The organism is Rhodococcus sp. PvR044 (assembly GCF_040548995.1).
Taxonomy (GTDB): Bacteria; Actinomycetota; Actinomycetes; order Mycobacteriales; family Mycobacteriaceae; genus Rhodococcus_G; species Rhodococcus_G oryzae.
Map to the genome: position 1 here is coordinate 37,261 of NZ_JBEPSX010000012.1, position 14,583 is coordinate 51,843.

Here is a 14,583-nt window from a genome sequence, read left to right on the forward strand (position 1 = left end):
TTCATGGAAGGATCTGGAAGGCCCCCCGACTTGATTCCGGGCATCAAGAGGGTCATTGCAGAATCCGTGTCCTCTTTGAGTAGGGATAGAGCCTGGCTGCGGAACCCGTGCACCGCAGGCCGTAAGGGATTCGCTCAACGTTCCAACCAGCTCGGCACCGGAGGACGAGAACCTACGGTCGCCAACCAGCGGACCTGCAGCCGTCAGAAGCGACCTGAGCAACTGAACGAGTTTGGTCCGGCAACTGAGCGAAGTAATGCACTCACGAGATCGTGCCAATCGATCCCGGTTCTCCCTCCGTTCATGTGAATCGAATGGGGGTGTGACCTATGCCACGGCTTCGTAAGCTAGCGCCGGACCGGCGCCGGGCATATCCGCCATGCTGCAGGTGAGGGATGCGGCGACCATTTCCGACACCGGTCGCGAACTCCAGCCTGGAGCACGGCAGCCGATGACGAATGGTCGGCGACGATGGCTCGCGGTCGCGCTGATGCTTGCATGCCAACCGTGGCATGCGGTTTCGCCTCGATTGGGCCGATATGGTGGGCGCAGGTGCAGGGTGAAGGGAGTTTCGATGGCAGTGCCGCAGTCCAAGGTCGAGTTGCTCGATGCCATCGGCGACAGCTACTGCAAGCTCACCCGTGATCTCGAGCGCGTCCCGCCGGAACTGGCGCGAGAGTCGACGCTGCCGGGGCATGCGGCGGGAACGATGATGAGTCCGGCCGACCTGGTTGCTTACCTGATCGGATGGAACGAGCTGGTGCTGTTGTGGTTCGAGATCCGCGGCCGGGGTGACGAACCGAGCTTTCCCGCCCCGGGCTTCACATGGAATCAGCTCGGCGAGCTGGCTCAGAAGTTCTACAGCGACCACGCCGCCGAATCGTGGACAGGTCTGCTGGCACGCTTCGCGGCGGCCGAAGAGCAGGTGATCGCACTGGTCGAGTCCATGAGCGACGATGAGTTGTACGGTGCGTCATTCCACCGCAGCTACACCGCCGGCCGGATGATCCAGTTCAACACCTCGTCGCCCTACACAAACGCTCGTCGACGTATCCGCGCCTGGCTGCGCGAGCGAATTTCCATGCCCTGATCAGGTTGCCGAACATACAGCCGACATGATCGAGGGGGGTCCCCACCACCGCGCAGTTCCCGCAATGGCTGTGACCGAAAACACTCACCGTGAGCGATTCATCGACCGCCACCAGGCGCAGCGCCCTTCGCAGGTGAGTGTTCACGGGCACCGCGCCACGATGGGCGCCCCATCGACCTCAAGACTGAGGATGAGTTGTCCAGTGTCGGGGTCGCCGGCTGCGCACGCCGTGAACCGGGAGAGGCGTCGGTGACAAGTAGGCATGTGGACACTGATGCACTCCGCGAGGTCCCAGCCCCGCGAGACAATGAGCTGATCGCCCGGTCGCTGACGGATCCGGACGCCTTCGCGGGCATCTTCGATCGTCATTTCGCCACGATTCACCGCTACCTCGCTCGTAGGGCAGGGGCGGATGCTGCGGATGATCTCGCCTCGGACGTGTTCACGATCGCGTTCGGTAGACGGGTCGGTTTCGATCTCGAGTACGAGCAGGCGTTGCCCTGGCTGTACGGCATCGCAGGCAATCTCCTGCACGGGAACCGTCGCCGCCTCAACCGGGACGTCGCCCTACTCGCCCGTCACCCGAGGCCCGAGGCCCCGGTGGCCTTCGAGGAGCGGGTCGACAGTTCGCTCGATGCCCGGCGTGAGTTCCTGGCGCTCGAGCGCCGACTCCGGCGATTGCCGCAGGCCGATCTCGACACGCTGCTTCTCCATGCGTGGGAGGACCTCAGCTATGCCGAGATCGCCGAGGCGCTGCAGATCCCGATCGGAACCGTTCGGTCTCGCTTGAACCGACTCCGACGCAAGCTCCGTGAACCGGACGGCGTCGATCCCGCAAGAACAGGACGACAACAGACCGAGTCGAGGCAAGGAGAAGGGCATGCGTGATTTCACGGAGATCCGCGATCGGCGACCCGAGCCGCAACCTCCCCGCGACGAGGTCGTCCTCCGAGCGAGAGAGAACCTGATGCGCACCATCGAGACCGAGACCGCCCCGCAGCCACCCGCCGTCGAGGCCACTGATTCCCCCGCCCCGGTCGTTCGACTCGACCAGCGCCGACGGCGGATCTGGCGGGTCGTGGCCGGCGTGGGTGCCGCCGCCTGCGTTGCTGTCGCCGCGTCGATATTCGTCGTCGGAGACGACGGACTCGGCCAGTCCGGGCAGGTGCAGGTCCTTGCGGCCGGCCCGCATTTCACCCTGCAGAAGGCGGCGACCCGGGTGGCGGAGACGTCTTATTTGGTCGGGGCCGGACCGATCCGGCAACAGCAGTTCGTCAACCTCACCGACGAGGGCCAACCGACATACGACAGATACGTGCGCCCGGACGGAACCGCCCTCGTCGGCAAGGCCGGGGGCGACCTTCAAGAAACGTCCGGGTACCTGACGAACGCGCAGTTGGCCGAGCTCCCCGCCGACCCCTACGAGCTGCGGACACGAATGTTGAGCCTGTCGAGCGAGCTGGGGCTGGGGTACCCCGGGGAGGCTCCGGATCGGGCGCTGTACCGGTTGGCGACCGAACTGCTGCCTGACCCGGGGGTCACCTCCGAGGTCAAGGCGGGGATATATCGGGTGCTGGCCGACCTCGACCTCGAGGCGATCAGCGCGCGTGACCTGGGCGTCGGCGCGGACCGGGCAGGGCGGCCCGGCGACGTCCTCGAGTTCACCTTCGAGGAGGGCTACGTAGACCGGCTGGTGATCGACCCCCAGACCGGAGCGTTGCTCAGCACCGAAACGGCGGACCGCGAAGGGCAGCCTGCCGGCGGTCAGGTCTACGTATCGGCCGAGATGGTCGACACGATGCCACTGGCGCCCGCCTGAGAGTTCATCGACGGAACTGCCTCGGCGGTCCCCCGGGACGCGCCGAGGCAGTCGTTCGCACGGCGGGCTCGGGCGGATCCGACGCCACGTCGGCTTGACGTCGACGTGAGTCATCGATCCCGAGTTGGCCCGCACGCCACAACATCGAAGGTCCATAACCACAACATGTTTCAACCACAATTCGACAGACGGTCCTTCCTGGCCATGTTCGCCGCGGCAAGCGCAGTCAGCTCCGGTTGCGCGCCGACCTCCTCCGCCCAACTGGGGACGGCGACACCAGCAGAGCCAGCCGCCCCGGCACCAGCAACGTCGCCGAGCAGCACCCAGCCAGCTCCGCTACAAGGTCCGCCACCCCGGTCCGCGCGGGTGCCCGTCCCCGGCGGAGCGGTCACCGCCATTCCTGGCCAGGGCAACAATCTGGCACTGACCGTCGATGACGGGGCGAGCTCCGAGGTCGTCGGCGCCTACATCCGATTCGCACGCGACAGCGGCGCCCGTTTCACCTTCTTCGTCACCGGCGTCTACGACTCGTGGACCGATCACAAGGCGGAACTCCGCCCGCTGGTCGAGTCCGGCCAGATCCAGCTGGCCAACCACACCTGGGACCACCCCGACTTGACGTCATTGTCCGCCACTGCGATCTCGTCGCAGTTCGCTCGCACCAAGGCGTTCCTGCGCAACACCTTTGGCGTCGACGGCACCCCCTACTACCGACCCCCGTTCGGATACCGCAACAGCACCGTCGACGACATCGCCGCGGACCACGGATACACCGTCCCCACCCTCTGGTACGGCTCATTGTCCGACTCCGGTCTGATCACAGAGCAATACCTGCTCGAATGCGCGCACAGGTACTTCAACCCCCAGACGATCATCATCGGACACGCGAACCATCCGCCGGTCACCCACGTCTACGGCGAACTCCTCGACATCATCCGTGACCGGAACCTGGCGATGGTCACCCTCAACGACATCTTCACTAGCTGACATCACCACCTACCGACCTACCAACCCACACTGCACGGATACGGATCACTCTCACCCACAACAGGATCAAGGAAAACTAGGCCCTCGCTGCTGCCACAGCTGCGACCGTAGTTCTACGTCGGCGTCTGCGACGTGACCCCAGAGATGAGCGCGCGCTACGAATACGAGATCGATACCGCGCGCGAACGACGTGTGGCAGGCCGAGGTGGCGCGAAACCTGGCCGCTCAGAACGCAGGATAGGGCGCCGGCCAGCCCTCACGGCGTGCGGGTTCGCACCGGTCCGCACCGTCTGCCTGACGCGACAACGCCCGGACGGGCCCGCGGCGACGACTCCTCGCTCACGTCTGCTCGTCAGTCGTCAAGCGCGCGCCTCCCTACCGGTCGCGACCCGGACACGGATCCGGGCCCGCGAACCCGCCGCCGACCGAACAAATACCAACTTCAATGACCACGATCGGGCTCTGCTGTCACCACAGCTAGTTGTCACGCCACCGGTCAGGGATCCGGGAGTTGCCAGCACCGATGACGATTCACGCCCTCCCTGGGAGCGCGGGCGAAGACAGGTACTTCCCCCCGTCATATAGCCGGTATCCCCGGTGTTCGCCCGGCGTTACCTTTCCATGGTGTGGCGCAGGACACAGTTGCTCCTACATCCGTTTCCGAGTTGCTTTGAACGCGAGCGGAACTGATCAACCTGCGTTGCGCAGTGCCGCCCCAGTCGCGGGCTCGCAACTACTCGGAGAGGACTTCACATGGCTGTACCTGTTTTCCGGATCACCTCGTTAGCCGTGGGGCTGTTGTTGATCGGCGGCACCGCGTCCGCGGCACCCACGTCCACCTCGTTCAAGAACGCCTGCCAGGCCAGCGCGATGCTCACCGTGCACAAGGTGGCCGACACGTCGATGACCGTCGACGCGCCGGCATCGGTGACGGCGGGTGAGACGTTCACCTACCGCATCCAGCCGGGTGGAAGTTCATATCCGGATGGCGATTCCGGTGCCACGACCACCAACGTCTCCCGGTTGAAGGTGGACTACGAGATCCCTGCGAACGCCACATTTGTCAGTGCGAATGTGGTCGCCGGTACCGGGATCAACCTCGACAACGTGGCGCCGAGCGTACTGCGGGTGAACACCGCGGGCAGCCCCGACGCTGCTGGTCCGATCCTGCGACTCTCGGGTAACAACGAGTTGATCGGCAACAGTCCGTCGTCGAGTACCAACAGCGAGGGCGGCATCCGGGCGCCGAAGCTCAAGAAGAACCTCGACGGCAGCGACAACGCCAACGGGGAAAGCTGGTTCCGGCTCCCCGCTGTTGACGTCACCGTCGTTGCCGGTACCTCCGGTGTCATCACCCCGAAGGTTCGCACCGCCGGTGGCGCGGGTAGCTACAACAACGACGAGAACTACTACACCTTCCTGCCCCTCGCGACTTTCTTCTGGAGCAACCAGTGGGCGCCGACCCGTTGCACGCCTCGTGACGCGCAGGGTTCGGCATTGAATGCGGGTGCGGGCGCGCTGGCCACGATCACCGTCGGCTCGGCGGTCTCCGATACCACCACCACGCTGAAGGCCCCGGCCACCGCCAAAACCGGCACCGCCGTCGACCTGACCGCCACCGTCGCGCCCGTGGGCGCCACCGGCACCGTCCAGTTCAAGGACGGCACCAACAACATCGGCAACGCCGTCCCGGTGAACAACGGCACCGCCACCCTCAGCCACACCTTCACTGCGGACGGAAACCACTCCATTACCGCCGTCTACAGCGGTGACGCCGCGAACAAGCCGTCCACCTCGGCCGCGGCGACCGTGACCGTCAGCACCGACCCGGTGATCGTCGACACCACCACCACGCTGAAGGCCCCGGCCACCGCCAAGACCGGCACCGCCGTCGACCTGACCGCCACCGTCGCGCCCGTGGGCGCCACCGGCACCGTCCAGTTCAAGGACGGCGCCAACAACATCGGCAACGCCGTCCCGGTGAACAACGGCACCGCCACGCTCAAGCACACCTTCACCGCGGATGGCGCGCACGCCGTCACCGCTGTCTACAGCGGAGACGCCGCCAACAAGCCGTCCACCTCGGCCGCGGCCAGCGTGAACGTCTCCGGCGGTGGTAACCCGGGTGGTAACCCCGGCGGCACCGGATCACTCGGTACCGGATCACTCGGCTCCTGACAGCACACCGACGAACGCCCTCACCCGCCGGATGGGGGCGTTCGTCGATCCGTGAACGCGCCGTCATGGCGCCTCGATTGCCAGGGGAATTGCCATGTTCATCGGCTCGATTCGCGCTGCTAGTGGTGTCGTCGCCATCTCGCTGGCTGCGCTCGTCGCCCTGCCGGTCGCCCCATCCGCGCTGGCCGCACCGGACACCGCAAGCTCGGGCAGCGCGAGCGGCAGCCTGGACGGTAGTAGTGGCGGGGCCAGTTCCGGCGGGGGCAGCGTCAGTTCGGGGTCGACGATCCCCGGTCCGCTCCAGAACGAGCACCCGCCGTTGCCCGCACTTCGCGACGACATCGCCACCGCGGGAATCGTCGGTGAGGAGCGCAAGTCCGAGCAGCTCGTCCGCTTCACGGTGGCCTCGCCCGCGTTGCGCCGCACCGTCGGCGTGGAGGTTGCGCTGCCGCGAGACAACTCGGTGCCCAGGCCCTCGATCTACGCGCTCGAAGGGGTCGACGCGGGGGAGGACACCAGCGGTTGGGTGACCATGGGCGGAGTGCCGAAGTTCTTCGCGGACAAGAACGTCAACGTCGTGATGGTCAACGGCGGTGTCTCCGGCATGTACACCGACTGGGACCGGGCCGACCCGGGCGTCGGCCTGCACAAGTGGGAAACGTTCGTCACCGGGGAACTGTCGCCCCTGATGGACGCGCGGCTGAAGACCAACGGTGTCAAGTCGCTGATGGGCGCCTCCATGGGAGCGCAGGGGGCGATGATGCTCGCCACCCGGCACCCCGAGATGTACCGCGGCATCGCGGTGTTCAGCGGCTGTTACTCGACGACCGATGGCCTGGGGCGTCTGAGCGTGCTGGCGACGGTGTCGTCGAGGGGCGGCGACCCGGCGAATGTCTGGGGCGAGTTCGCCGGGCCGGAATGGGCTGCGCATGATTCACTGCGCAATGCGGAAGCCCTGCGCGGCAAGGACATCTACGTCTCGGTGGCATCCGGGTTGCCAGGCCGGTACGAGACGCCCGACCTGGCGGACTACAGCCGCAGGGTGGTCATCGGTGGATCCATCGAGGCGGCGGCGAATGCCTGTACCCACAGGCTCCAGTCCCGGCTACGGGACCTGAACATCCCCGCGACGTTCGACTTCGAACCGAGGGGAACCCACGCCTGGATCTACTGGGAGAACCAGCTATCCAAGGCGTGGCCGACCCTCGCGCGCTCGCTCGGGCTCGCCTAGCCATCTTCCTGCGAAGGAGAATCTCGTGCTCGACGATCGGTACGACCCCGTGTTGACGGCGGCGATCGCGGAGCAGCCACGCGACCTGCCCCCGTTCACCCGGGCTGCTCGCGGCATCCGTGCGGCCTGGAGGACGCTGCCCGAACCCGATGCGCCGATGATCCGGCGGCGGATTCGTATCGCGGCGAGCACGCCCTCTCTCCGCGGGGACGTGTGGCGATCGACGGGAAACACCGAGCGCGCCATCATCGAGCAGCTCGTCGCCGACGGCGCGACCGGCGACGTGGCACGCGTGGCCGCGTCATCCGTGCTGGCCGCGCTGGTCGCCGGGCTGTTCATGTGGGCCGATGACGAGCGCAGCACCCTCGCCGACGCGATCGAGCGGGCGCTCGACGTGATCGAGGTCAGCGCCTGACCGCGGCACGGGCCACCAGCTCCATCGTCACGGCCACCGCGCAGGTCTGCGCCAACAGGAGCCCGACGAGCACCAGGATCTGCACGGCCCCGGCCTGAATCGCCGATCCACTGGCGAGCAGCACGCCGACAAAGGCGCCGGGAAGGGTCACCAGACCTACCGTGCGGGTCTGGTCGAGACCGGGCAGCAGCGCGTCGGACGCAGCCGTGTGGATCACCTCCATCCGCGCGTCCCGCACGCTCAGGCCGAGGCTCAACGCGGCCTCGACCTCCCCGCGCCGCTGATCGATGGCGTCGAGCGCGCGCTTGGCCGCGAGCGACGTGGCGGTCATCGCGCCACCGAGCACGATGCCCCCGATCGGGATCAGGGCCACCCCCTCCAGCGGAACCACCCCGCTGATCAGCATCAACGGCAGTACGGCCGTGATGCCGGCCGCGAGGGCCAGAGCCAGCCATCCGCCCGATCGGCCGGAGCCCGATCGGCGCGCGGCGGTGGCCGAGGCCGCGACATACATCAGGACCAGGACGGCCACCGCCGACCACAGGTGCCGCAGCGCGGCCGCCAGTACGACGGAGACGACAGCCAACTGCAGAGCGCCCCGGAGCGCCGCCCGCGGCACCGTGAGCGGAGGGTCAAGTGCCGCAACCCGGTACACCACAGCGGCGATCGCGGCCATCGCCACACAGACGACCGCCAGCGCCGGGCCGGGCTGCGCAAGCGCGGAGCTCACGGCCGATCTCCGGTCGTCGGCGCCCGCATCGGCCGGGCCCTAGAACCGCCCGCTGCGACTGATCCGTCCGGAGCTGCTCGGACCGCCGAACGAGCCGGGGCCGCGGCCGCCTCCGCCGCCTCCGCCGCCGCGATTGCCCCAGCCGCCGCTCATCCCGCCGCGCATCATCGAATCGATCAGGATGCCGCCGAGGATCGCGCCAGTGTTGCTCCCGGAGTTCCGTGGCTGCCTGCTCGCCTCCCATGTCTGCACGTCGCCCTGCGCGAGTCGCAGTGCCCGGGCGCCGAGGTCGCCCGCGGCCTTCGCATGCTGCAGCGCCTTCGCCGGGTCGGACTGGCTGAGCTGACGGGCGGCGTCGAAGTGGCGTTCCGCCTCAGAGAGCCGGGTGCGGGCCTCCGCACCGACGGCGCCGCGGCGGGTGTTGACGTAGTCCTTGGCCGCGGTGATCTGCGACTGGGCGACCGTGAGGTCCTGGGCGAGGCGCTGCGCGGCCCGCTCGGTCTGCTCCTTGGCGTCCATCGCGGCGGCCAGCACGGTGTCGAGCTCGTTGTCCGCCTTGACGATCGCGTTGAACGCCCCGAGCGGGTCGCTCTCCTTGAGGGCGTCGGCCTGTGCCAGCGCCGCCTCCGTCGCGGCCTTTGCCGACGCGAGGGGCGGGCCGCCGTGCTGGGCCAACGCGGACGCGGCCGCGATGTCCTTGCGGGCGTCGTCGAGGACCGCGTGCAGAGTGGCGATGGCGGTACGGATGTTGTCCGCGGCGTGGTCGACGCCGTCGAGCAGCTCCCGGACCTGTGCGATCGCACCCTCCGCGGCCCGGATCGCGACGACGGCGGGACCCTGCTTACCCGCGGGCAGGGCGGCCGCTTCACGGCCTGCGGTGATGTTCTGGTCGGCGAACGTCAGCTGTTGCTGCGCCATCGCGACATTCCCCGACACCGACGCGAGTGCGGGCGCGGGGAACTCGTTCTGCAGTCCGGCGAGCGTGGTCTCCGACTGCGGGACCCGGACGGTCAGCTCCACGACGTCCTGGGTGAGGGCGTCGAGACGGGCGGGCGCGTCGAGGAGCAGGTCGCGCATCCCGTCGAACTCCGTCACCCGCGAATTGAGCTCCTTGTCGGCCCGGCTGCACGTCGAGATCAGCTGGATCAGCATGTCCCGCTTCTGATCCGGTGTTTCGGGGATGTCGTCGTCCAGGCGCTGGCGGAGGGTGAACGCCGAGGCGAGGGTGGTCTTCGCGGTGTCGTAGGCGGCGGTGAACGGCGCGGTCGCCTGGTCGCCGAACTCGCCGCGAGCCAGGTTCAGCTCCTCCTCGCTGGTACGGATCGCGTTGTCCGTCTCGACCAGCACCTCCTTGGCCCTGGCATCGAGGGTCTCGATCGGCAGGGCCGCGATGGCGGTCGGGTTCGTCCAGTCGACGTCCTTGGCCGCCTCGATGCCCTGTCGGATCCGCTCACCCTTCTTGCGGCGGGAGTACAGCACCACGCCGCCGGCCCCGACGAGCACGACGCCGCCACCGATGAGCAGGTATTTGGCGGTGGATCCGGACCCCGACGAGCTCATCGCGTCGTCGATTCCGCCCGCGGCCGCGATCGCGGCGCCGGCCCAATCATCTTGTCGCAGAGCGGGAACGATGGCGTCCTGCTCGATGCTGTCGATCTCGGCGGAGCTGACGTTGCTCAGGTTCGGCGGCAGGTCGAGGGCGTAGGCGCGGTCTTCGGTCGCCACCGCCAGCAGCGCGCTGGTGTCGCCGAGCCCGCTCTGCTGCGCCGTCTTGCTCGCCCATTGCCCGGCATCCATGCCGTCGAAGCTCGCGACATAGGTCACCCAGAGCTGCACGTGCTGCTCGTCGAAGAGCGCGTCGAGCGCGGCCCGCACGTCGGCGCGCTCGACGTCGTCGAGGGCGCCGACCCGATCCGAGATCTGGCCAGGCATCCGGAACGGCGCCTCGGCACCCGCCACGCCCGGCAGGCAGATCAGGCCGAGCAGCGCCAGCACGGAGGCCGTTGCCGCGGCGATCGAGATGCGGTGGGAGACGTGTCGACCGCGAGCGTGCGACTGTGCGAGTGCCATGGCACTGAATCTATCGGCATCGGCGGAATTCGCGCTGTGATCCGACGGCCGCGCCGCCGTCGCCGCGGAACGGGACGGAGTTCGGGGCTTCCCGGGAGAAACAGGTACCCGCCCCGGTCATGTGGCGGGTATGCGCGGCAACGGCCTGGCGCTATCTTTCGATGCCGTGGCGCAGGTCACATCCCATGGGAAACGCACAAACGGAGGATGAAGTGGAAATCATCGGAACGATCCTGGCGCAGTTCAAGATGGCTTCGTTGCTCGGATCCAACTTCCTTCAGCTGCTCACGTCGTTCAGCTGACGACAGCACCCTGACGAACGCCCCCACGATCGGGTGGGGGCGTTCGTCGTCGCGGCACCCGGATCAGGCGGTCCGGGTGGATGTTCCGGCGGTCCTGCCGATCGCCGGGCGGGGATGACAGATGTCATGGGTGGATCGTGACGTCCGACAGGTCCGTCACGGTCGGTTTCGCAGCAAGGTCGATGGCATGACCACACCAGCGATCCAACTCAGAGATCTGCGTAAGAGGTTCGCCGTCAGGGGCGGCCGTCCCGTGCAGGCCGTCGACGGACTCGATCTCACTGTCCAGCCCGGTGAGATCGTCGCCTTTCTCGGGCCCAACGGTGCGGGTAAGACGACCACCATCGACATGATGCTCGGCCTGGCGGTTCCCGATTCCGGCGACGTCTCTTTGTTCGGCGGTGCACCGGCCGAGGCGATCGCCACTGGCCGGGTGTCCGCAGTCCTGCAGAGCGGCGGGCTGCTCAAGGACCTCACCGTCGAGGAGACCGTCCGTCTCGTCGGCGCGTTGTTCGCCACCACTCGGCCGGTCGAGGAGGTGCTGGCCAGGGCAGGAATCGCCGAGATCGCGGGCCGGCTGGTGGGCAAGTGCTCCGGCGGCCAGCAGCAGCGACTGCGGTTCGCGCTCGCACTGCTGCCGAATCCGGATCTGATCGTTCTCGACGAGCCCACCACCGGCATGGATGTCGAGGGCCGCCGCGAATTCTGGAACGCCATGCGCGAGGACTCCAGTCGCGGACGCACCGTCCTGTTCGCCACCCACTATCTCGACGAGGCCGATGCGTATGCGGATCGGATCGTGCTGGTCCGGCAGGGCCGCGTGGTGGCCGATGGCAGCGCGGCGGAGATCAAGAACCTCGCGTCCGGCCGGGTGATCAGCGCGACCCTGCCCGGCGCCGACCAGGGTCGGCTGCTCGCCATCGACGGTGTCGACGAGGTGGAGCTGCGCGGCGAGCGGCTCGTCGTGCATGCGAAGGACTCCGATGCGGTGGCCCGATACCTGCTGACGCACACCGACGCCCGGGACCTGGAGATCGCCTCGAAGGGACTCGAGGACGCGTTCCTCGCGCTCACCACCGAAACCGCACCGCACGCGTCCGCCTCCGACTACGTCACCCAGGGAGTCTGATCATGACAACCACGACCGTTGCCCCGCCGGCCCGAAGGATCCCGGTCGCGGGCGGGTTCAGCCTCGGCTTCCTGCTGCTCGAGCTGCGCCGGATGCTCCGGAACAAGCGCACGCTGATCTTCACCCTCGTCATGCCCCCCGCCTTCTTCGCGATCTTCGGGGTGCAGTCCGACTACACGACGCAGTCCTACGGATCGGGCAATGTCACCGCCTACGTGATGATCTCGATGGCCGTCTACGGCGCGATGCTCGCCACCACCAGTGGCGGGGCGATGGTCTCGATCGAACGCGCGCTCGGCTGGAGCCGTCAGCTGCGGCTGACCCCGCTGAGGCCCAGCGCGTATGTGGCCACCAAGATCGCGGTTGCGATGGCCCTCGGCCTGGTGTCGGTGAGCGTGGTGTTCCTGGTCGGCGGCGTGCTGGGGGCGCACATGCCGGCGGCCGCCTGGCTCGGCTGTTTCCTGCTGGCCTGGCTCGGTTCGGTGGTGTTCGCCGCGTTCGGGCTGTTCATGGGGTATCTGCTTCCGTCGGAGAACGTCATGCAGATCCTTGGTCCCGGGCTCGCGATTCTCGCCTTCGCCGGCGGGCTGTTCGTCCCGCCGAGCGGCTGGTTCGAGACGGTGTCTCGGTTCTTCCCGACCTATGGCGTTGCGGCCCTCGCCCGTTCACCGCTCGGCGAGATCGGGGTGGGCACCGCGGCGGTCGCGGTGGTGAACCTGCTCGTGTGGGCGGCGATCTTCGTCGTCGGGGCGACTGTGCTCTTCCGTCGCGACACCGCGCGGGTCTGATGGTCACGCCCGACCATCGGCCGACCCCGTCGCCTCGGCGGGGTTAGCGTGATGGACGTGATCGACCAGCGTGCACTCGAGCCGCGGGCCCCGGGGCGGATGGGTTTCCTGTTCGCCGCCATCTGGCTCGTCTACCTCGCCTACCCGGTGTCCTCGGCCCTGCACCTGACCGACCCGCCGGCGCGGGTGTTCGCGCTGGTGCTGATCGGGCTGTTCGGCGTCGCGTACGTCGGCAGCTTCGTCGTCTTCCGGGTGATCGACGGGATCCGCCAGCAGTGGCCACGGCCGGAGCCGCGGGTCGTCTACGCCGGGCTGGCCGTGCTCACCGCGCTGATGGCCGCGGCGATGATCCCGCTCGGCTCGGATGCGTTCTCGCTCGCCATCTACATCGCGGCGATGGCGGCGATCACGCTGCCGACGGCCAGGGCGGCGACGGTGGTTGGACTGCTCGCGGCGGCGGTGTTCGCGCTGCCGAGGCTGATCAAATCGCTGCAACCGCAGGATTTTCTGGCCTTCCAGATGATCGTGGCGGCCGTCGCGTCCTGGGGTATCGGGCAGGTCATCTATCGGAACATGCAGCTCGCCGCCGCAAGGGAACAGCTGGCCGCGATGGCGGTGGCCGAGGAGCGCCTGCGGGTCGGGCGCGACGTGCACGACATCCTGGGACACTCGCTCACCGTGATCACCGTCAAGTCCGAACTGGCGCGCAGGCTCCTCGATCTGGACCTCGACCGTGCCCGTGCGGAACTCGACGACATCGAGTCGCTGGCGCGGGAGGCGCTCGCGGGCGTCCGCGACACTGTCGGACGGCTGCGGGAGGTCAGCCTCGAGGGCGAGCTGGCCAACGCCCGTTCGGCGCTGACCGCGGCGGGCATCGAGGCCGTGCTGCCGGATTCGGTGGAGGAGGTGCCGCGTTCGCGTCGGGAGATCTTCGGCTGGACGCTGCGCGAGGCGGTGACCAACGTGGTCCGGCACAGCGGGGCTTCCCGGTGCGAGGTGCGCCTGTCGCCGTCCACCATCGAGATCTCCGACAACGGGCGCGGACCGGGCACCGACGGCGGCGAGGGCAACGGGCTGGCCGGGTTGCGCGAACGCATCGGCCGGGCAGGCGGGGTCCTGCGTCTGGTGCGGCCCCCGGCCGGCGGGTTCCTCGTCTGTGCGGAGTTTCCGGCGACCAAGGACGTCGGCCGCGCCGAGTCGAGGTGGGGCGGGCAATGACCGCGACGATCACCCTGCTGATCGCGGACGATCAGGCCCTGGTGCGCGGCGCGCTGGCGGCGCTGCTGAATCTAGAGCCGGACCTGGCCGTGGTGGCGGAGGTCGGCAGGGGAGACGAGGTGCTCGCCGCGGTGCGCGAGCACCGGCCGCAGGTGGCCCTGCTGGACGTGGAGATGCCCGGCATGGACGGCATCGCGGTGGCCGAGCAGCTGCGCCGGGAGTGCCCCGACTGCCGGATCCTGATGGTCACGACATTCGGCAGGCCCGGATACCTGAGGCGCGCGATGGACGCGGGCGCGAGCGGGTTCGTGGTGAAGGACACCCCGGCCCGCGAGCTGGCGGATGCCGTGCGCCGCGTGCACATGGGCCTACGGGCGGTGGACCCCACGCTGGCCACCGAGACCCTCGCGACGGGCTCGTCCCCGCTGACGGCCCGTGAGCGCGAGGTACTCAGGGCCGCATCGGGCGGGGCGGCCACCGGCGTCATCGCGAGGACCCTGCACCTGTCGGAGGGCACGGTGCGCAACCACCTGTCGTCGGCGATCGGGAAGACCGGCACGACGACGAGGGCCGAGGCGGTGAAGGCCGCCGAACGGCTCGGATGGTTGTAGCTCGGGCGCGCCGTG

Annotated in this window: 13 protein-coding genes; 11 read left to right on the top strand and 2 right to left on the bottom strand. The window is 68.4% G+C overall.

Translation table 11 applies throughout. The features are described from left to right. Positions 1-574: 574 nt before the first annotated feature. The 7 genes from ABIC28_RS22905 to ABIC28_RS22935 all read left to right on the top strand — a co-directional run bounded on the left by ABIC28_RS22905 (position 575) and on the right by ABIC28_RS22935 (position 7,720). A complete protein-coding gene (locus ABIC28_RS22905) occupies positions 575-1,090 on the top strand; it encodes a ClbS/DfsB family four-helix bundle protein (RefSeq protein ID WP_209926728.1) in 516 nt (171 codons plus the stop codon). 264 nt (positions 1,091-1,354) lie between these two features. Continuing rightward, positions 1,355-1,978, top strand: coding sequence for an RNA polymerase sigma factor (locus ABIC28_RS22910; RefSeq protein ID WP_209927816.1), 624 nt, complete (start codon positions 1,355-1,357; stop codon positions 1,976-1,978). Continuing rightward, the gene (locus ABIC28_RS22915; protein ID WP_354581038.1) at positions 1,971-2,909 is read left to right on the top strand and encodes a hypothetical protein; all 939 of its coding nucleotides are present in this window, start codon (positions 1,971-1,973) and stop codon (positions 2,907-2,909) included. Before ABIC28_RS22910 ends, ABIC28_RS22915 begins: the two co-directional genes overlap by 8 nt. Positions 2,910-3,074: 165 nt before the next feature. Then, the gene (locus ABIC28_RS22920) at positions 3,075-3,896 is read left to right on the top strand and encodes a polysaccharide deacetylase family protein (RefSeq protein WP_209926722.1); all 822 of its coding nucleotides are present in this window, start codon (positions 3,075-3,077) and stop codon (positions 3,894-3,896) included. Positions 3,897-4,649: 753 nt separating this feature from the next. Then, on the top strand, positions 4,650-6,074 hold the full coding sequence (locus tag ABIC28_RS22925) for an Ig-like domain-containing protein (protein ID WP_354581040.1): 1,425 nt from the start codon (positions 4,650-4,652) through the stop codon (positions 6,072-6,074). A 94-nt stretch (positions 6,075-6,168) separates the two neighbouring features. Beyond that, positions 6,169-7,305 (top strand): alpha/beta hydrolase, encoded by a 1,137-nt coding sequence (locus ABIC28_RS22930; RefSeq protein ID WP_354581042.1) that lies wholly within the window; start codon positions 6,169-6,171, stop codon positions 7,303-7,305. 25 nt (positions 7,306-7,330) lie between these two features. Beyond that, complete coding sequence (locus tag ABIC28_RS22935; RefSeq protein WP_097212010.1) at positions 7,331-7,720, top strand: acyl-CoA-like ligand-binding transcription factor; 390 nt, start codon at positions 7,331-7,333, stop codon at positions 7,718-7,720. On the opposite strand, the gene ABIC28_RS22940 is transcribed toward ABIC28_RS22935, so the two are convergent. Together ABIC28_RS22940 and ABIC28_RS22945 are read right to left on the bottom strand one after the other, a co-directional pair. Then, positions 7,710-8,450 carry an ABC transporter permease gene (locus ABIC28_RS22940; RefSeq protein WP_097212011.1) on the bottom strand — a complete coding sequence of 247 codons (741 nt, stop codon included), beginning with the start codon at positions 8,448-8,450 and terminating at the stop codon, positions 7,710-7,712. The genes ABIC28_RS22935 and ABIC28_RS22940 overlap by 11 nt on opposite strands. 39 nt (positions 8,451-8,489) lie before the next feature. Continuing rightward, the gene (locus ABIC28_RS22945) at positions 8,490-10,520 is read right to left on the bottom strand and encodes a TPM domain-containing protein (protein ID WP_097212012.1); all 2,031 of its coding nucleotides are present in this window, start codon (positions 10,518-10,520) and stop codon (positions 8,490-8,492) included. A 489-nt stretch (positions 10,521-11,009) separates the two neighbouring features. Here ABIC28_RS22945 and ABIC28_RS22950 point away from each other — a divergent pair, with 489 nt between their 5' ends. From ABIC28_RS22950 to ABIC28_RS22965, 4 genes are read left to right on the top strand one after another with little or no spacing between them, the layout of a single operon-like run. After that, positions 11,010-11,951 carry an ABC transporter ATP-binding protein gene (locus ABIC28_RS22950; RefSeq protein WP_097212201.1) on the top strand — a complete coding sequence of 314 codons (942 nt, stop codon included), beginning with the start codon at positions 11,010-11,012 and terminating at the stop codon, positions 11,949-11,951. A gap of 2 nt (positions 11,952-11,953) precedes the next feature. Next, positions 11,954-12,739 (top strand): ABC transporter permease, encoded by a 786-nt coding sequence (locus tag ABIC28_RS22955; protein WP_097212013.1) that lies wholly within the window; start codon positions 11,954-11,956, stop codon positions 12,737-12,739. A 57-nt stretch (positions 12,740-12,796) separates the two neighbouring features. After that, entirely contained in the window at positions 12,797-13,957 is a 1,161-nt protein-coding gene (locus tag ABIC28_RS22960) for a sensor histidine kinase (protein ID WP_354581046.1), read from the top strand. Beyond that, the gene (locus tag ABIC28_RS22965; protein WP_209926714.1) at positions 13,954-14,568 is read left to right on the top strand and encodes a response regulator transcription factor; all 615 of its coding nucleotides are present in this window, start codon (positions 13,954-13,956) and stop codon (positions 14,566-14,568) included. Before ABIC28_RS22960 ends, ABIC28_RS22965 begins: the two co-directional genes overlap by 4 nt. Positions 14,569-14,583: the final 15 nt, after the last annotated feature.

Coding starts and splice junctions, on each gene's coding strand:
- ABIC28_RS22905 (WP_209926728.1), top strand. CDS start 575: ATGGCAGTGCCGCAGTCCAAGGTCGAGTTGCTCGATGCCATCGGCGAC.
- ABIC28_RS22920 (WP_209926722.1), top strand. CDS start 3,075: ATGTTTCAACCACAATTCGACAGACGGTCCTTCCTGGCCATGTTCGCC.
- ABIC28_RS22925 (WP_354581040.1), top strand. CDS start 4,650: ATGGCTGTACCTGTTTTCCGGATCACCTCGTTAGCCGTGGGGCTGTTG.
- ABIC28_RS22950 (WP_097212201.1), top strand. CDS start 11,010: ATGACCACACCAGCGATCCAACTCAGAGATCTGCGTAAGAGGTTCGCC.
- ABIC28_RS22945 (WP_097212012.1), bottom strand. CDS start 10,520: ATGGCACTCGCACAGTCGCACGCTCGCGGTCGACACGTCTCCCACCGC.
- ABIC28_RS22955 (WP_097212013.1), top strand. CDS start 11,954: ATGACAACCACGACCGTTGCCCCGCCGGCCCGAAGGATCCCGGTCGCG.
- ABIC28_RS22915 (WP_354581038.1), top strand. CDS start 1,971: ATGCGTGATTTCACGGAGATCCGCGATCGGCGACCCGAGCCGCAACCT.
- ABIC28_RS22965 (WP_209926714.1), top strand. CDS start 13,954: ATGACCGCGACGATCACCCTGCTGATCGCGGACGATCAGGCCCTGGTG.
- ABIC28_RS22930 (WP_354581042.1), top strand. CDS start 6,169: ATGTTCATCGGCTCGATTCGCGCTGCTAGTGGTGTCGTCGCCATCTCG.